This window comes from Ruegeria sp. BB6 (assembly GCF_056539385.1).
This window is the reverse complement of sequence record NZ_JBQFUW010000002.1, coordinates 663,660-680,738: the sequence shown is the minus strand read 5'-3', so window position 1 is coordinate 680,738 and position 17,079 is coordinate 663,660. Positions and strand designations below refer to the sequence as shown.

The 17,079-nt window shown below is 58.5% G+C and carries 20 protein-coding genes and 1 other RNA gene; 13 read left to right on the top strand and 8 right to left on the bottom strand.

Annotated features, from left to right (window positions below; translation table 11 throughout):
• Positions 1-61: 61 nt before the first annotated feature.
• Complete coding sequence (locus ACR0B7_RS07760; RefSeq protein WP_170484032.1) at positions 62-220, bottom strand: hypothetical protein; 159 nt, start codon at positions 218-220, stop codon at positions 62-64.
• Positions 221-447: 227 nt separating this feature from the next.
• Here ACR0B7_RS07760 and gatC point away from each other — a divergent pair, with 227 nt between their 5' ends.
• From gatC to rnpB, 5 genes are all read left to right on the top strand, one after another.
• Complete coding sequence (gene gatC, locus ACR0B7_RS07755; RefSeq protein ID WP_170325838.1) at positions 448-735, top strand: Asp-tRNA(Asn)/Glu-tRNA(Gln) amidotransferase subunit GatC; 288 nt, start codon at positions 448-450, stop codon at positions 733-735.
• A gap of 3 nt (positions 736-738) precedes the next feature.
• Complete coding sequence (gatA, locus tag ACR0B7_RS07750) at positions 739-2,226, top strand: Asp-tRNA(Asn)/Glu-tRNA(Gln) amidotransferase subunit GatA (protein ID WP_170569361.1); 1,488 nt, start codon at positions 739-741, stop codon at positions 2,224-2,226.
• A 40-nt stretch (positions 2,227-2,266) separates the two neighbouring features.
• Positions 2,267-2,956, top strand: coding sequence for a hypothetical protein (locus tag ACR0B7_RS07745; RefSeq protein ID WP_170484028.1), 690 nt, complete (start codon positions 2,267-2,269; stop codon positions 2,954-2,956).
• The gene (locus ACR0B7_RS07740) at positions 2,940-3,623 is read left to right on the top strand and encodes an N-acetylmuramoyl-L-alanine amidase (RefSeq protein ID WP_170484026.1); all 684 of its coding nucleotides are present in this window, start codon (positions 2,940-2,942) and stop codon (positions 3,621-3,623) included. Before ACR0B7_RS07745 ends, ACR0B7_RS07740 begins: the two co-directional genes overlap by 17 nt.
• Positions 3,624-3,746: 123 nt before the next feature.
• An RNA gene (rnpB, locus tag ACR0B7_RS07735) (RNase P RNA component class A) lies at positions 3,747-4,146 on the top strand.
• Positions 4,147-4,155: 9 nt separating this feature from the next.
• Here rnpB and ACR0B7_RS07730 read toward each other — a convergent pair.
• Positions 4,156-4,998, bottom strand: coding sequence for a DUF2182 domain-containing protein (locus ACR0B7_RS07730; RefSeq protein WP_170576569.1), 843 nt, complete (start codon positions 4,996-4,998; stop codon positions 4,156-4,158).
• Positions 4,999-5,010: 12 nt separating this feature from the next.
• The gene (locus ACR0B7_RS07725) at positions 5,011-5,646 is read right to left on the bottom strand and encodes a DUF1326 domain-containing protein (RefSeq protein WP_170384571.1); all 636 of its coding nucleotides are present in this window, start codon (positions 5,644-5,646) and stop codon (positions 5,011-5,013) included.
• Positions 5,647-6,178: 532 nt separating this feature from the next.
• Here ACR0B7_RS07725 and rpmG point away from each other — a divergent pair.
• The gene (gene rpmG / locus ACR0B7_RS07720) at positions 6,179-6,346 is read left to right on the top strand and encodes a 50S ribosomal protein L33 (protein WP_005630270.1); all 168 of its coding nucleotides are present in this window, start codon (positions 6,179-6,181) and stop codon (positions 6,344-6,346) included.
• 217 nt (positions 6,347-6,563) lie between these two features.
• A complete protein-coding gene (locus ACR0B7_RS07715; protein ID WP_170484024.1) occupies positions 6,564-7,070 on the top strand; it encodes a hypothetical protein in 507 nt (168 codons plus the stop codon).
• Positions 7,071-7,240: 170 nt separating this feature from the next.
• On the opposite strand, the gene ACR0B7_RS07710 is transcribed toward ACR0B7_RS07715, so the two are convergent.
• A complete protein-coding gene (locus ACR0B7_RS07710) occupies positions 7,241-8,017 on the bottom strand; it encodes a Bax inhibitor-1/YccA family protein (RefSeq protein WP_170484023.1) in 777 nt (258 codons plus the stop codon).
• Positions 8,018-8,198: 181 nt separating this feature from the next.
• The gene (locus tag ACR0B7_RS07705; protein ID WP_170484022.1) at positions 8,199-8,408 is read right to left on the bottom strand and encodes a YjiS-like domain-containing protein; all 210 of its coding nucleotides are present in this window, start codon (positions 8,406-8,408) and stop codon (positions 8,199-8,201) included.
• Positions 8,409-8,535: 127 nt separating this feature from the next.
• Between ACR0B7_RS07705 and ACR0B7_RS07700 the strand changes: the two genes are divergently transcribed.
• The gene (locus ACR0B7_RS07700) at positions 8,536-9,417 is read left to right on the top strand and encodes a LysR family transcriptional regulator (RefSeq protein WP_170576568.1); all 882 of its coding nucleotides are present in this window, start codon (positions 8,536-8,538) and stop codon (positions 9,415-9,417) included.
• Here ACR0B7_RS07700 and ACR0B7_RS07695 read toward each other — a convergent pair.
• Complete coding sequence (locus ACR0B7_RS07695) at positions 9,414-10,370, bottom strand: NADPH:quinone oxidoreductase family protein (protein WP_170484019.1); 957 nt, start codon at positions 10,368-10,370, stop codon at positions 9,414-9,416. The genes ACR0B7_RS07700 and ACR0B7_RS07695 overlap by 4 nt on opposite strands.
• A 336-nt stretch (positions 10,371-10,706) precedes the next feature.
• Here ACR0B7_RS07695 and ACR0B7_RS07690 point away from each other — a divergent pair, with 336 nt between their 5' ends.
• From ACR0B7_RS07690 to ACR0B7_RS07680, 3 genes are all read left to right on the top strand, one after another.
• Positions 10,707-11,078, top strand: coding sequence for a helix-turn-helix domain-containing protein (locus ACR0B7_RS07690; protein ID WP_170384559.1), 372 nt, complete (start codon positions 10,707-10,709; stop codon positions 11,076-11,078).
• Between the two features lie 44 nt (positions 11,079-11,122).
• A complete protein-coding gene (gene hisN, locus ACR0B7_RS07685; RefSeq protein ID WP_170484017.1) occupies positions 11,123-11,914 on the top strand; it encodes a histidinol-phosphatase in 792 nt (263 codons plus the stop codon).
• 115 nt (positions 11,915-12,029) lie between these two features.
• Positions 12,030-13,364: an 8-oxoguanine deaminase gene (locus ACR0B7_RS07680; protein ID WP_170484015.1), complete on the top strand. Its 1,335-nt coding sequence runs from the start codon at positions 12,030-12,032 to the stop codon at positions 13,362-13,364.
• A gap of 68 nt (positions 13,365-13,432) precedes the next feature.
• Here the strand turns inward: ACR0B7_RS07680 and guaD are convergent, their stop codons facing one another.
• Positions 13,433-14,722, bottom strand: a complete 1,290-nt coding sequence (gene guaD, locus ACR0B7_RS07675) for a guanine deaminase (protein ID WP_170484013.1) — start codon at positions 14,720-14,722, stop codon at positions 13,433-13,435.
• A 140-nt stretch (positions 14,723-14,862) separates the two neighbouring features.
• Between guaD and mgtE the strand changes: the two genes are divergently transcribed.
• Together mgtE and ACR0B7_RS07665 are read left to right on the top strand one after the other, a co-directional pair.
• A complete protein-coding gene (gene mgtE / locus ACR0B7_RS07670) occupies positions 14,863-16,257 on the top strand; it encodes a magnesium transporter (protein WP_170484011.1) in 1,395 nt (464 codons plus the stop codon).
• Complete coding sequence (locus ACR0B7_RS07665) at positions 16,254-16,817, top strand: 5-formyltetrahydrofolate cyclo-ligase (protein WP_170384549.1); 564 nt, start codon at positions 16,254-16,256, stop codon at positions 16,815-16,817. The genes mgtE and ACR0B7_RS07665 overlap by 4 nt, the downstream gene beginning before the upstream one ends.
• Positions 16,818-16,825: 8 nt before the next feature.
• On the opposite strand, the gene ACR0B7_RS07660 is transcribed toward ACR0B7_RS07665, so the two are convergent.
• Complete coding sequence (locus tag ACR0B7_RS07660) at positions 16,826-17,053, bottom strand: DUF333 domain-containing protein (protein WP_170484008.1); 228 nt, start codon at positions 17,051-17,053, stop codon at positions 16,826-16,828.
• Positions 17,054-17,079 lie beyond the last annotated feature (26 nt).

Here is a 17,079-nt window from a genome sequence, read left to right as displayed (position 1 = left end):
AGCAAGCAATTGAATTTTCGGGCCGGGGAGAGGAGTACCCGGCCCGGACGAAGCAGGCTATTTAGCTGGCAGGCTTCGCCTTGTCCTGTGAAACGGGCTCTGAGACCTGATCAGGGAAGCTCAGGTCCGGGAACATGCTGTCCATTGATGGTCCAAACGCGTGGGCTTGCGCAGCAAGAACCGTTGTCGCCAATACAAAGGCAGTCATGAGAGTTTTCATCGTCTTACTCCGGTGATGGCTGTGTCGTGGTATTGAAATGAACAGTTCAGTTTAGAAATTCAAGGCAAGAAGTGAACTAATCGGTTCACTTTTTCGCATACCCGATATGCAAAATTGTATGGCGGCATTGTCAAAGCGATCGACGCACGATGAAATCCGCCAAGCGGTCCCCTTGCGACCAAAGCATCAGACAGGTAAACGCCCCCTAACGCATATGAGGTTTTCCGATGTCGATTGACCAAAGCACTGCCGCAAAGGTGGCTAAACTGGCCCGGATCAAGGTCGAGGATGACGCGCTGCCTGCGCTGGCATCCGAGTTCAACACCATCCTTGGGTTTATCGAGCAACTGAACGAAGTGGACGTCGAAGGCGTCGAGCCGATGGTGTCGGTCGAGCCAATGCGCCTGAAACGTCGCGAGGATGTGGTCACCGACGGAAACCAACAGGACAAGGTTCTGGCCAACGCCCCCGACGCGCGCGAGGGTTTTTTCGCAGTCCCCAAAGTGGTGGAGTAAGACATGAGCGATCTGAACAAACTGGGTCTGGCCGAAGCCCGCGACGCGCTGCGTGCCGGAGAAGTGACCTCGGTGGAATTGACGGAATCCTGCCTCAAGGCCATCGACGAAGCCGACGCGCTAAATGCCTTTGTCCACAAAACGCCCGAGATCGCGCTGGAGCGCGCCAAGGCTGCGGACGCGCGGATCAAGGAAGGCGACGCGCCTGCCATGTGTGGTCTGCCCATTGGCATCAAGGATCTGTTCTGCACCAAGGGCGTGCCCTCACAGGCGGCGTCGAAGATATTGGAAGGCTTCAAGCCGGAATACGAATCCACCGTCTCGCAGCAATTGGCCGATGCCGGAGCCGTGATGCTGGGCAAGCTGAACATGGATGAATTCGCCATGGGCTCGTCCAACGAAACATCCGTTTACGGCAACGCGGTCAGCCCGTGGCGGCGCGGCAATGACGATGCGCAACTGACACCCGGCGGTTCGTCGGGCGGGTCGGCCTCGGCTGTGGCCGCCGACCTGTGCCTGGCCGCGACCGGCACCGACACGGGCGGCTCGATCCGTCAACCTGCGGCCTTCACTGGCATCACCGGGATCAAGCCAACCTATGGGCGCTGCTCGCGCTGGGGCATTGTGGCCTTTGCGTCCTCGCTGGATCAGGCTGGTCCAATGACCAAGAACGTGCGCGACGCAGCGATCATGCTGGAAACCATGTGCGGCCACGACCCCAAGGATTCCACCAGCGCCGAACTTGCGGTTCCGAATTTCGAGGCGATGCTGACCGGCGACATCAAGGGCAAGAAAATCGGTATCCCGAAAGAATACCGTATGGACGGAATGCCTGCCGAGATTGAAAAGCTCTGGGCTGACGGTGCCGAGATGCTGAAAGCTGCGGGTGCCGAGATTGTCGATATCTCGCTGCCGCACACCAAATACGCGCTGCCTGCGTATTATGTGATTGCCCCTGCCGAGGCGTCCTCGAACCTTGCCCGCTATGACGGTGTCCGCTATGGCCGCCGCGCGACGCTGGCGCAGGGTGATGGCATCACCGAGATGTACGAGAAATCCCGCGCCGAAGGTTTCGGCCACGAGGTCCAGCGCCGCGTAATGGTCGGCACCTATGTGCTGTCGGCTGGTTTCTACGATGCCTACTACAATCGTGCCCGCCGCGTTCGCACCCTGATCAAGAAAGACTTTGAAGATGTCTTTGCTGCGGGTGTCGATGCGATCCTGACCCCGGCAACGCCGTCGGCCTCCTTCGGTCTGGGTGAGATGACCGAGGCGGATCCGGTGCAGATGTACCTCAACGACGTCTTTACCGTGACCGTGAACCTGGCCGGTCTGCCGGGCATTTCGGTGCCTGCCGGTTTGGATACGCAGGGTTTGCCGCTGGGTCTTCAACTGATCGGCCGCCCATGGGACGAGGGCGATCTGCTGAACACGGCTTACGCGCTGGAAAGCGCGGCGGGTTTTGTAGCCAAGCCGGGCAAATGGTGGTAAATCTCTGCTCAGGCAAGACGACTTAAAACGGAGCAGCTGAATGCGCCTTACGCTTCTGATTCCCGCCATTGGCTTGGTGGCCGCCTGTAATACGGTGGCCCCGGTACAGGGCACGAGCTTCAATACCCCGCAATATCAGGCGCAGCGCGAAGCTGAATTGGCAGGGCAAGGGCTGACCGGTAACCCCTTGCTGGGACCCGTTGACGTGACCGAACAACAGCTCGGCGCCCCCGGTGATCCGCTTCCCCCAACCGGAGAGAACGCGGATATCGCTTCGGCAACCGCTGTGGCGCTGGCAAACACCTCAGTTCCAGCAGCGACGCCAATCGCAAGCAATAACGCGATTTCGGACGAACAGGATTTTGAGGCCGTATCCGGGCGTCGCACCATCGAATCCGACGCAGCCCGGATCCAGCAAAATAGCCAGACCTACGAAGTTGTTGCACCGACCGCCGTGCCGCAGCGGGGTACGGATGGTCAGCCCAACATCGTTCAATATGCTCTGAATACGTCGAACCCAGTTGGTACTCAGCTTTACAGCCGCGCGGGGTTTAACCTGCAGGCCAAAGCACAGCGCAATTGCGCCCGGTATCCCTCGTCAGATCAGGCGCAGATCGAGTTTCTTGCAAGCGGCGGTCCCCAACGCGATCGCAAAGGACTGGACCCGGACGGGGACGGTTACGCTTGTGGTTGGGATCCCAGCACGTTCCGCAGTGCCGTCAACAACTGACCTCAACCCGATCTGGCACCCGTCGCCCAACTTTGGCGAACGTCGAGGCGGTTTGAAGCCGTCTCTGATTGTCCTGCACTACACAGCAATGGACAGCGCGCAGGAGGCGTTGGATCGCCTGTGCGATCCGCAATACGAAGTGTCCGCCCATTACCTGATTGGATCAGACGGCAGTCTCTGGCAGATGGTGCGCGAAAAGGATCGCGCCTGGCACGCCGGGGCAGGTGAGTGGTGTGGGCAGGACGACATCAATTCCCGGTCGATCGGCATCGAACTCGACAATCGCGGCGACCACCCGTTCTCAGAGCCGCAGATGATAGTTCTTGAGCGCCTGCTGACCGGTCTATCGCAAAGATGGACAATCCCCCCCAAAGGCGTCATCGGCCATTCTGATATGGCGCCCGGTCGCAAGCTGGACCCGGGCTCCCGATTTGACTGGCAGCGTCTCGAACATCAGGGGCTGGCAAAGCCGCGAAGCACCGGTGAGCACCCGCAGAACGCTGAAATGCAAGAGTTCAAACGCTTGGCGCAAGAGGCTGGTTTCACCGCAAACGTGGACGACGAGACACTTCTAAATACAGTTCGCCTGAGATATCGACCTTGGGGCAGGGGACCTCTGACGCACGACGACCTCACTCCGTTGATCAGGAAAACCGGATCAAGCTGATCCGTTCTTCATCTGGCTGAAAATATCCCGGGGTTGAATTGGCCGCAGGCCAAGAAGGGGCTGGCCCCTTCACCCGTTCTCCACCCTTGACGCCGCAGGACACAAGGCATACCCAGCCCACGCGCGGAGGGCCGGATGGCCGCTGGGGTCGCAAGACCCGAGAGGAAAGTCCGGACTCCACAAGACAACGGTGCCGGGTAACGCCCGGGCGGGGTAACCCGACGGAAAGCGCCACAGAAATCAAACCGCCTGCGACATCTGTCAAAGGTAAGGGTGAAACGGTGGGGTAAGAGCCCACCGCGCCCCTGGCAACAGGGGCGGCACGGCAAGCCCCACCGGGAGCAATGCCAAATAGGGTCCCCGCGCGGGCCGGTCGGCGCAAGCCGATACCGCCGCTAAGCGCGTCTTGGCCGAGAGGGACCGGGTTGGCAGCTTGAGCCGCGCAGCAATGCACGGCCTAGAGGAATGGTCATCGAAGGGGGCAACCCCGGAACAAGATCCGGCTTACAGGCCCTCCGCGCGTATTCCTCCTTTAGGTCGCGACAGCGACCGCGCTTCCGATCAGCCACAGCCCTGCAACGATCAGTGCGATACCAGTCGCAGGACCCAGCCATCGCGCACGCGGCAGCAGCTTCTCCAGTCCCACATAGATCGCAATACCGACGATCCAGTAGAGGTTCATGACACCTCCGACAAAGAGCAGCAGCATCAAGGCCCAGCAGCAGCCCAGACAATACACGCCGTGAACCGCGCCCACGCGAAATGCCCCCGGTGCGCCGGGTCGGTTATGCTCGGACAGAAACTGGGCCGGGCTGCGGCAGTGGCGCAGGCAGGCTGACTTCAAGCTGGACAATTGATACAGACCGGCCGCCAGCAAGACACACCCGGCAAACGCCTTTGACCGGATCGTCATCATGGGACCGTCTGACAGGCCAATCTGTTCCAGCCCCCATTGCCCACCCGTTGCAAATGCGCTGAAAAAAGCCCAAACGACGAGGTAGCCGGTTAGAAAAACCAGACTGAGCAAGGTTGTGCGCTTCTTATCTGGTCCCATGCGCTTGATGGCTGCGTACAAAAGCACGGTCGGCGCGGCGCTGGGCGTCATCATCGCGATCATCATGACCCACCACATGAGGAATATCAGGATGGTGTAGGGCAGGGACCAGACAACCGGTCCGCCCATCTGCATAGGCTCGCCGATCGGCCCCGCCATGCGGGTCATCTCGACGGCGGTCATGTTCATACCGATGCCGACAATGGTGTACCACGCGGCCCCAAACACGATCAGGGTGACGCAAAGCAGAACGACGCCGCTGTCTCGCCGCAGGACATAGTCGACCGCTCCTACGTGCGGCTGATTTGACTTAGTGGTCATATCTGCAGGGGATCACGCGCCGATTACGCCGTGGCCAGAGATATTGAGGTGGGCCAGATGCGCATGCGTTGCATCAAATGTCAGGCTGATTTCCCCACCCGTCGTTTTTGTTGTCCCGGATGCGGACTCGGCGTGCCGATACTCGAACCCGTTGGGCAGTTGGATGGACGCCCGATGCGGCAGTCCTGAAACGATATGAGGGATCGGATTAACCTCAAGATCGAAGATGCCCTTAACCTTTGCGTATCCTTTGCGGTCTTCGCGGGACCAATCCAGCTCAATCGGAAGGTAGAGGGTTTCGTGTTTGGTCGGCGCCATGGCGCTGTAGACGTACCAGAAGGTCGCCATCTCGTCCGTGTCCTCGCCTTTCATGATGGCTTCCAGCGCGGCCCGTTGATCCGCCGAGGCGCTTTCGTCGATGATCAATTGCATCTGACCATTGCCTTCGTGGATGGGACCCGGCCAATAATAGACGCCTGCTGCGCGCAACCCGGCCAGATCGGTGTCGCCATAGTGCCCGGATTTAATGTCATACGCGACAACCGCCTCGCAATTGCCGTGTGTCGGCAACACGCTGAACTGGCATGGGCAGCCGAAGTTACAGTTGCAGTTGGCCAGTTCTTCGCCCTGAATTGTCCATTCTGTCATGATGTCCCCCCAAAAAATATCAAGCTACAAACGCTGCCGTCATTCGTGCTTGCCTGTTTTTGGTGCCTCAAAAACCGAGCCGTTCAGTGGCTTCTTCGATTTTGGAACTGAGGGGAAGTTACCACGGTTAAGTGATTGTCACAAACTTACGGAAATTCTCGCTGCAAAGTACCTTGTTTGAGGGCTGCTTTGCGTTCGTCCCAGGTCAAATGGATGACCGAAATGGACACCTTCGGGGCCGCTGCGGGTTTCCGGCGCTGGGGCGCACCTCTGTGATGGGTGCGATTCGGTTGAATACTGATTATGGTACATCGGATTTGAAGCTGAGGTGTTTGGACATGGGATATCCAGCGGAAAATCGGACTTGATTCATTCCTGTTTCCACGTGCCACCCTGTCCATCCGAAAACAAACCTCGTTAGGTTGGTTGTCAGGTGCGATTGCGCTTGACATAGGCGGTGCAGGGCGTAAAAGCGCACGCTCATAGGAATTCAACCGAAGGGCTCCTGCCTTTTCGGACGCAGGAGATAACCATGGCGAAGCCGACGACAATCAAGATCCGTCTGAACTCGACCGCGGGCACGGGCCACTTCTACGTGACCAAGAAAAACGCGCGTACCATGACCGAGAAAATGACCGTTCGTAAATACGATCCGGTCGCTCGGAAGCATGTCGAGTACAAGGAAGGCAAGATCAAGTAATCTGCCGTCCAGATTGGACAGTTTGAAAGGGTTCCGCTTTGGCGGGACCCTTTTTCGTGCTTTCTGGCGCGGACTAGAGTGCAAACGGCCTGTGTGACTGCGCTGTAGGCCGTTGCAACGAAGCATCAGCAGTTAGGTCAATCGACAAAGCGGTGGGTTGCTTTTTTGAATGGCTTGCCCCTACGCTTCAACAACTCGTTCCAAAATGTTGGCCGTCATGAAAAAAATCTTGTTATCCACAATAACTGTTTTGGCCCTTGCAGCTTGTGAGGACCCCTATAACCGTCAGGGTGTTGGCTTCACGGGTATAGATGGAGAGCCTCGCACAATCTCGGATATTCCGGGTGCTGTCTCTTTCCTTCCCAGAGCGACCAACGTTCCGGCGGAATTGGCCGTGCTGCCAGCCGTTCAGGTGACTTCCGGTGAAACGGACCCTCAGAAACTTGCTCGTGTGGCGATCGACAACGGTGGTCGTAGCGACGCCAATTCGGTGGCCCTGACGGGGCTTTCGACCAATATGTTCCTGAGCACGGTCAGCGTGAATGGAACGCTGTATGGCGTTCTGCGCACAGATAGCAGCAGCACCAGAGTGGACAACGAAGTAGGCGCTGCCTTTGGCCGTAACGCTGAACAGTTTACCGGGTGTCTTCCGGCGGGTGACGTCTACCGCAAGGGCTCGTCGCAACGCAGCTCTGGTTTTGCGGTTCCTTTGAACTGTAGCTAAACCGCTCACTATTCTTCGGATGAAGCCTTCACCTTTGGGTGGAGGCTTTTTCTTTGACCACAGTGCGGATGGGCTACAGCGTGCACACACGGTTTGACCGCTGGCGGTTGACCAAAAAGAAAAGGGCGGACCGAATTGGCCCGCCCTTTCGTTTGAAAATCGTCAGTTCGTTATTCGCGGCTGCCAAAGAGTTGCAGCAGGAACATGAACATGTTGATGAAGTCCAGATACAGGCTCAGCGCGCCCATGATCGCAGCTTTACCCAGCCATTCCTTGTCGCCCGAGTGGGCCATCTGCAGGTAGGTGGTTTTGATGTTCTGCGTGTCATAAGCAGTCAGGCCCGCAAAGATCAGAACGCCGATTACCGAAATGGCAAAAGCTACGGCCGACGACGCGATGAAAATGTTCACGATTGAAGCGACGATCAGACCGATAACACCCATGATCAGGAACGTGCCCATGGCGGACAGGTCTTTCTTGGTGGTGTAGCCGTACAGCGACAGACCGGCAAAAGCGATTGCCGTGATCAGGAAGACCTGAATGATCGACTGACCGGTAAAGACCAGGAAGATCCAGCTAATCGACACGCCCATAACGGCGGCGAACAGGTAAAATACCGTTTGCGCGCCCGCCGCGGACAGTCGGTTGATTCCGGCGCTGAAGCCAAACACAAAGGCCAGCGGAGCGAACATGATGACCCATTTCAGGGGCGAGGCAAACAGCGTCGCGCCGAAGGAAGTCAGGTATTTGTTGGCGCTCAGTTGAGCGGCAGCAGCCGACGGATCGGTCGTCGTTGCAAGGCCAGCAATCGCCCAAGCCGCTGCAAACGTGATCAGCATGCCCACGGACATGGTGCCGTAGACTTTGTTCATGTGGGCGCGCAGGCCCTCGTCAATCTCGGCAGCGCGTGCACCGGTCGCTGTCCGGATCGTGTCAAATTGTGCCATTAAAGGGTCTCCCTTTACATATTCTTGTTGCGCCCTGAATTCAGCGCGCGTTCCCCGCAAATATCGGCAAGTGCGAGCTACGTTTCAAGGGTTTAACGCCGGAAACTGGTTAAAACACGCTACAAAAATGGCGGCCTGCTGACATGGGCCGCCATTCAATCGAAAAAGATGCATCCTGTGGTCACTTTTGCCAATAATCCGGCGCATCCCAGATGTGGCGGGAAGCCTCTGTTTTGGCTTGTTCCCTGGTAATTCCGATGTCCTCCAGTGCGCGATCGTCCAACTGACCAAGGCTGCGGCGTTGGCGTTGGAGTGAAAGGACGTCCCAAAGCGAAGTTACCGAAAAGCGGCGGTGCGAAGTGCAATGTGAAGTCAGAGTTATTTGGGTCATAGCTTTTGTCCTTTCCGTAAATCTCGATGGTTTGGTTCTGTTCCATCAACTTCCTTGATTTATATGGCTCAGTATGACACATTTTAAAAATGAATATTTATGAACCGATGCATAAGGATTCGTGAACATGCGAAATTTGGACATAACCACGTTGCGCTCATTCGTGGCTGTTGCCGACCAGGGCGGTGTGACTCGGGCTGCGGGTTTTCTGCACCTGACGCAATCTGCCGTCTCCATGCAGTTGAAACGTTTGGAGGAGCTGTTGGGCCTCGAATTGCTGGACCGAAGCGGCAGGACGATCGCGCTGACCGCGTCGGGCGATCAATTGCTGGCCTATGCCCGACGCATGATCGCCCTGAATGATGAAGTAATTTCAAAACTCACGGATCAGGCTTTCGAGGGTGAGGTCGTTTTGGGTGTGCCCCACGACATAGTCTATCCTGCCATCCCTCGGGTGCTTCAACGGTTCAACGCCGATTTCCCGCGCGTGCGGGTTCAACTGGTTTCGTCCTATTCGCTGCAACTGAAGGACATGTTCAAAAAGGGAGAGTGTGACCTGATCCTGACGACAGAGGCGACTGTTGGCGAGGGCGCTGAAACGATTGCCGAGCTTCCGTTGCGCTGGATAGGCGCGCCGGGCGGTTCGGCTTGGCGCAAGCGTCCTATACCTCTGGCGTTGGGTCGCAGGTGTCTGTTCCGCCCGCAGGTCATCGCGGCATTGGACGAGGCCGGTATCCCGTGGGAGCTGTCAGTCGAAACCGAGAACGACCGCACGATCGAAGCGACGGTCAGCGCGGACTTGGCCGTACACGCGATGCTGGACGGAACCGAAGCCGCGCATCTGTCGCAAATCGACGACGGAGGCGTGTTGCCCGAACTTCCAGTGCACATGATCAACCTTTACGGCGGTGAATCCGGTCGCGGAGCGGTGGTCGAGGCGTTGGCGTCGCTCGTCCGGCAGAATTTCCTTTTGGTTGGCGGGACGCAGTTGAAGGCCGTGGTGGGCTAGGGAGTGATCACGACCTTGCCAGTCGCGGCGCGGTCCCTCAATAGCTGTAGCCCCTGTTCGACCTCTGTCAGAGGCAGGGTGTGACTGATGTGGGGCTTGATCCGCCCCTCGCTATGCCATCGAAACAGGGTTTCAAAACTGTCCTGTACGATCTGGGGGCGGAACTTCAGGTAGCCGCCAATGTAAAATCCGATCACGGTCAGGTTCTTGACAAGCAGGTGGTTTGCCGGAATTTGGGGGACATCTCCGCCGGCGAACCCTATTGGAAGCAGACGGCCTTCGGGGTTGGTTGCGCGAAAGGCTGCCTTGAACACATCTCCGCCTATCGCGTCGTAGACGACATCCGCTCCGCCTAGTTCCAGCACCCGCGTTCGCAGGTCTTCGGACGCATCAATCAGGTGGTCGGCCCCTGCTGCTTGGGCAACCTCAAGTTTCTCAGCACCGCGCGCCTGGGCGATGACGGTGGCACCCATCAGCTTGCCGATCTCGACAGCCGTAAGGCCGACGCCGCCCGCTGCGCCCGTGACCAACAGTGTTTCGCCGGGTTGAAGGCGGGCGCGGTGATCCAGTGCGATATGGCTGGTGCCATATGCAATCTGAATGGCCGCTGCGTCCTCGAAGCTCATCGAATCGGGCATTGGAATAGCGCGGTCGGCGTCGAACACGCCGAATTCGGCCAAGCCACCTTGACCCGAGTACACCGCGACCCGGTCACCGGGGTGCAGATTTGTAACGCCTTCGCCGGATTTCTCAACGATGCCAGCAATTTCCATGCCCTGTGTGAACGGCGTGTTCGGGGTGTCCTGATAGGTGCCTTTTTGCATGAGCAGATCGGCGAAGTTCAATCCGCAAGCCTTGATCTGAACGCGAACTTGACCCGGACCCGGCTCGGGAAGGGCTGTTTCACATAGTTGGGCTTTGGCCCCTGCGGATTGGATTCTATAGGCCAGCATGGTCGCGCTCCGTGTTTTCCGAGCATAGATTCGCTTTGGCCGATGATTGTCAATCGTTTACCCTGCGAGACCAAAGGCGTGCAGATCGGCAAATTAATTACCAGTCTCAACGGGCTTTTGCTGTGAGTATGCCAGCATAGCACAACTTTAAATCTTTGTTCTTTGACGCAGATTCAACCCGCTTGAAAAAATACCAAAAAGAAGCAATATTGCGCTATGGTGCTGATTTGGGGGCATGTTCCAAATTAGGGAGTGGTTAAGCACAGCTCACTAGTGATGCGGCAGTGAAAACCGTCGCGCGCCCCTTGTGGTTGTGTGTAGGAGAGGAGAATACCAATGACTCATCACGTGGATGTCCATGTGGGCAAGCGCGTCCGGCATCGCCGCTGGCTGATCGGCATGACTCAGCAGCAACTGGCGCAGCAGGTTGGTATTAAGTTCCAACAAATTCAGAAATATGAGACGGGTGCGAACCGGATCAGTGCGTCTCGTCTATGGGATATTGCCGAGGCGTTGGATGTACCGGTCAGCTTTTTCTTTGAAGGTCTGGAGGAGGCCGAGAAAGAAAGCGCTGGCAAGAAGTCCGTACCTGCCGACCTGATGGGGGACAAAGAGGCTCTGGACCTTGTGCGGTCTTACTATGCGATCCCTGAAAACCAACGCCGTCGTCTGTTTGAACTGGCGCGGGTTCTCAGCGATGTCGCATAAGATAGCGGGTTGACTCTGTTGCGTGCGCGCCGCACGGGTAGCGCATGCAGGATACTACGCTGAATGATTTGGAAGTCGCCGAAGAAATGGCCGATGCAGCACGCAAGGCCATTCTTCCTTATTTCAGGCAGTCTGACCTGGAAACATCCAACAAGCTGGCTGACGGGTTTGACCCGGTAACGATTGCCGACCGCGAGGCCGAACAGGTCATGCGGGAGGTTCTCGCCCGTCACCGTCCCGAAGACGGTATCTTCGGCGAGGAATTCGGGCAGGTTGAAGGCCGCAGCGGTCGAACGTGGGTTCTGGACCCGATCGACGGGACGCGGGGGTTCATAAGCGGTACGCCGACTTGGGGTGTTCTGATCGCGCTGAGCACTCAAAACGGGCCGATCATGGGCGTCATTGATCAACCGTATATCGGCGAAAGATTTGTGGGGTCTGCGGGTGTGGCTCGCTCGATTGGCCCAACCGGGACAACGCAGCTCAGGACGCGGTCGACACGTTCGCTGGACCAGGCAATCTTGTTCACCACTTTCCCTGAAGTGGGCTCTTTGCAGGACCGGGCCGGTTTTGAGGCCGTCGCGCAACACGCACGTCTTACCCGGTACGGAATGGATTGCTATGCCTATGCGTTGTTGGCCGCGGGGCAGGTCGATCTGGTGATCGAGTCCGGCCTGAACGCCTATGACATACAGGCACCAATCGCCGTGATCGAGGCCGCTGGCGGTATTGTCACGGATTGGCAAGGCGGGGCTGCCCACAATGGTGGGCGTGCTTTGGCCGCCGCAAATCCTGACTTACACGCTGCAGCTTTGGAAATCCTGCGCGACTATTGAAACCTGTTGCCGTGGTGGGGCCAGTCGGGTAAGTTCCGCCCTGCTGGTTCTTATGCCCGTTTTCCGCCAGCCTTCGCACTCCATGCATGAAACGGGCTTGTGCAAGGAGGGCGAAATGACCGAAATCCTTATCAAAAACGCCGATACCATCCTGACGATGGACGACACGCGCCAAGAGCTTTCGGGCGCGGATATTCTGATCCGTGACGGGCAGATTGCTCAGATCGGCCACGCGCTGCAAACGGGTGGCGAAATCCATGATGCGTCGGGTTGCGTCGTGACCCCCGGGTTGGTGAACACACATCACCATCTGTATCAAACTCTGACACGCGCCGTACCGGGGGGACAGGATGCGTTGTTGTTCGGCTGGCTGAAGACGCTCTATCCAATCTGGTCCCGGTTTGGACCGGAAGAGATGTTTGTCTCGGCGCAGATTGGCCTGGCAGAGCTTGCCCTCTCGGGATGTACCCTGAGCTCCGATCACCTGTACCTATACCCGAACGGCGCAAGACTGGACGACACCATCGCAGCGGCTGCCGAGATCGGCATGCGGTTTCATCCCACGCGTGGTGCCATGAGCATAGGCGAGAGCGACGGTGGCCTGCCGCCGGATTCCCTGGTCGAGGCCGAAGCCGCCATTCTCGAGGACATGATCCGCGTGGTCGATGCATTCCACGATCCCTCTGACGGAGCCATGTGCCGGGTCGGGCTGGCACCGTGTTCGCCGTTCTCGGTCAGCCGCGACCTGATGCGAGATTCTGCAGTTTTAGCCCGCGACAAGGGTGTGATGCTGCACACGCATCTGGCTGAGAATGACGAGGATATCGCCTATTCTCAGGCGCAGTTCGGCTGCCGACCGGGGCAATATGCTGAAGAATTGGGCTGGACCGGGGCTGACGTCTGGCACGCCCACTGTGTCAAGCTGGACGGGACCGAGATCGACCTGTTCGCACGTACGCAAACCGGGGTGGCCCATTGCCCATGCTCAAATTGCCGCTTGGGGTCCGGCATCGCACCAGTGCGCGCCATGCGGGATCGCGGTGTACCCGTTGGGATTGGCGCGGATGGGTCGGCCAGCAATGATAGCGGAAACCTGATCCTTGAGGCACGGCAAGCCATGCTACTGCAACGGGTGGCAAATGGGGCCGATGCCATGTCCTCGCGCGAAGCGCTGGAAATCGCCACCCGAGGCGGCGCGGATGTGCTGAACCGCCCTGATTGCGGCCGGTTGGAGCCGGGCAAACGCGCCGATATCGCCATCTGGGATACGCACGGCGTCGAAAGTGCCGGCAGTTGGGATCCGGCCGCCTTGCTGCTGGCCGGGCCGACGAAAGTCAAACACCTGTTTGTCGAGGGCCGCCTGATCGTGCGCGACGGGCAGATCACAACGCTCGACCTGCCCAAAGTCATCGAAACCCAAAACCGCCTCGCCCACGCTTTGGCGGGTTAGGCGCGGATCCGTTCTTCATCTGGCCAAAAATATCCCCGCCGGAGGCATGGGCCATAGGCCCATTCCCTTCAAACCGATACGGCCCGACCGCCGATCCAGACCTCGGCAATGGCGCGGTCGTCGCCCATCATGATTGTGGGGAAGATAGCCTCCCAAAGATCATCGGCGCAGGCTTCGCGCTGGGCAATCGCCGGGGTTGAGGCCAGGTCAAGAACGACCAGGTCCGCCTCCATCCCCGGTGCGACGTTGCCGATGCTGTCATCCAGCCGCAGCGAGCGGGCAGAACCAACAGTGCCCAACCACAGCAGTTGTGCCGCGTGCAAAGGCGCGCCGCGCAATTGTCCGATTTCGTAGGCCGAAGCCATCGTGTGCAACATGGAAAAGCTCGACCCGCCGCCTGTATCCGTTGCCAAGCCAACGCGGTGGCCGTCCTGCATCAGGCCGCTCATGTCGAACAAACCCGAGCCGATGAACGTGTTTGACGTCGGGCAGTGGATCAGGGCTGCATCCACTTCGCGCAGGCGGTCGCGCTCACGCGCCTCCAGATGGATGACGTGGCCGTAGACGCCGTGCGATCCCAGCAGGCCGAATTTCTCATACGTATCCAGATAGTCCCGCGCCTCGGGGAACAGCTCGCGGACCCATGCGATTTCGTCGGTCTGCTCGCTGAGATGCGTTTGCATCAGGCAGTGCGGGTGCTCAGCCCAGAGCGCACCCATCGCCTCAAGCTGTTCGGGCGTGGACGTCGGAGAAAAGCGGGGCGTGATGGCATAGGACAGGCGGTCGACCCCATGCCATTTCTCCAACAACGCTTGGGATTGATCATAGGCCGTCTGCGCCGTGTCCCGCAGCCCCTCGGGTGCATTGCGATCCATGCAGGTTTTGCCCGCGACCACACGCTGATTGCGCTGCTGCGCGGCCGAGAAAAAGGCGTCGACGCTTTCTGGGTGGATGGTGCAGAAGCTGCACATCGTCGTCGTTCCATGGGCCGCCGTCAGATCGAGATAGCGGTTCGCGATCTCCGAGGCGTAGACAGGATCGCCGAACTTCATCTCTTCGGGGAAAGTATAGGTGTTCAACCAGTCGATCAGGCGTTTGCCCCAACTGGCGATCATTGCGGTCTGGGGATAGTGCACATGCGCATCCACGAACCCAGCCATGATGACATGATTGCCGTGGTCAACCACGGTGGCCTCGGGATGCGCTGAGCGCAAGCTGTCAGCATCCGCCACGGCCGAAATCCGGCCGTCCTCGATCAGAACGGCCTCGCTGATCTTGACGGCTTCGGTCGGCTCTCCTTCAAAAGGGGAACCGGTGAAGCTCAGAACACGCCCTTTCAGCAGCGTTTTTTGCGCCATTTTCATTCATCTCCGCCTGTCTGGGACTGTGAAACAGCATAAGGGCGGGAAACTTGCCGGTAAATCGGCGCATTGTCATTGTTTTCCGGTAGCTGCTTCTTCTAATTAGGGGGCAATGACCGAACGGAACGGGGGCAGATATGACCACAGGCTTTGATGAACCCGTAATCGACACGAGCAGTGAAGAAGACGTCTATGCGCTGGATCGCAAAACCGTAGCTGCGATCCTCTATGCGGTTGACGTCGAGGACCGCAACAAGCTGATCGAGCTGATGGAGCCGTTGCACCCGGCTGACATCGCGGACCTTCTTGAACAGATCAATCCCTACGACCGCGCTCGGTTGATCCGGCTGTACGACAAGGAATTTGACGGCGATATCCTGTCCGAACTCGATGAGGCCGTTCGAGAGGAAATCATCGGCATCCTCAACCCGGACGTTCTGGCCGAGGCCGTCCGCGACATGGAAAGCGACGATGTCGTTGACCTATTGGAGGATCTCGAAGAACCGCAGCAAGAGGCCATTCTGGACGCGCTTGAGGATTCCGAGCGGATCGCGGCGGAACAGGCGCTGTCTTACCCCGAAAACTCGGCCGGTCGTCTTATGCAGCGCGAAGTTGTCATGGCGCCCGAGCATTGGACGGTTGGGCAAGCCATCGACTTCATGCGTGCCAATGATGGTCTGCCGGAACAGTTCTATCACGTCGTGCTGGTTGACCCCCGGCTGAAGCCCTCGGCTCAGGTTACGTTGGGCAAGCTGATGGCGGCGCGGCGCGAAGTGCCATTGCTGGACATCACGGAAGAAGAATTCCACACAATTCCCGTCGATCAGGATGAGGAGGACGTGGCCTATGCCTTCAACCAGTACCACCTGATCTCGGCCCCGGTTGTGGATGCTGACGGGCGGCTGGTCGGGGTCATCACAATCGACGACGCGATGGTGGTTCTGGACGAAGAGCATGAGGAAGACATCCTGCGCCTGGCGGGGGTCAGCGACGAAAGCTCGCTGTCTGACTCGGTGGCAGCGACCAGCAGGCGGCGCTTGCCGTGGTTGGCCGTGAACCTCTGCACGGCGATCTGTGCCTCGCTGGTGATCTCGCAATTCGAGGCGGCGATCGACCAGTTGGTCGCGCTGGCGATCTTGATGCCGATCGTGGCTTCGATGGGGGGCAATGCCGGGACACAGTCGCTGACGGTTGCCGTGCGTGCGCTTGCGACGCGCGACCTGACGCCGTCGAACGTGTTGCGGGTGATCCGTCGTGAATTGCTGGTGGGCATGTTGAACGGCCTGTGTTTCGCAATTGTGTTGGGGACAGTCGGGATGCTTTGGTTCGACTCGCCGCTCTTGGGTGTCGTGATCGGGGCCGCCTTGGTCGTGAACATGATCATCGCTGGTTTCGTTGGTACGGTAGTACCGGTGGTGCTGGACCGTCTGGGCGCTGACCCGGCGCTTGCGTCCGGCACCTTTGTGACAACCACAACGGATGTCATGGGGTTCTTCCTGTTCCTTGGGCTTGCCAGCGTGGTGCTACTGTGACCGATCTGACCGAAGTTAAAGCAGCCGCGCGCAAGGCGGCTTTTGCACGCCGCAAGGCCGCGTTTGATATACGCTTGCCCGGAGCCGCCGGACGCCTGTCCGAAGTTTTGGCCGGTCACAGGGGCGTGGCGCTGTCTGGTTACATGCCGATCCGAACAGAAATTGACCCCCTGCCTGCGATGGCCGAAGCGTCGGCTTATGGCCCGGTTGGAGTGCCGGTCATACAGGCCGCGGGGCAGCCTTTGAAGTTCTCTCGCTGGACGCCAGAGGGCGCATTGAAGGACGGACCATTCGGCGCGAAAGTGCCCGAGGTCGATGATTATTTTGAGCCGGAAATCCTGATCGTCCCCTTAGTTGCTTTTGACGCACAAGGAGGGCGGCTGGGGTATGGCGGCGGCTTTTATGACCGCACGCTGGAAGGATTGCGGGCAAAGCGGCCAACGCTGGCCATTGGTTTCGCATTCGATGCGCAAGAGGCTGACGGGCTGCCTCTTGAGGCAACCGATCAGCCGTTAGACATGGTTGTTACAGAAAGTCGCGTGTTGACCTTTCCGACCTGAAAACGGCCTTACCCCGGGTTGTTCTCGCGGAAATAGTCCCAGGCGTCGACTTCGCGACCGTCTGCCAGAATACAGACCCCGGTTTGCCCATTGGAACCGTCACGGATTTCGTAGGTTCCACCGCTTTCAACGCAGAATGTCGCTGCGGGATTTGCCAGTTCTGTTGATTGCTCTGGCACAGGGTCACAGGCCGCAAGCGGCGTCAGAATTGCAGCCGAGATAAGGAAACGGTTCATAAAGATCTCCCTTGGAATAGGATTTG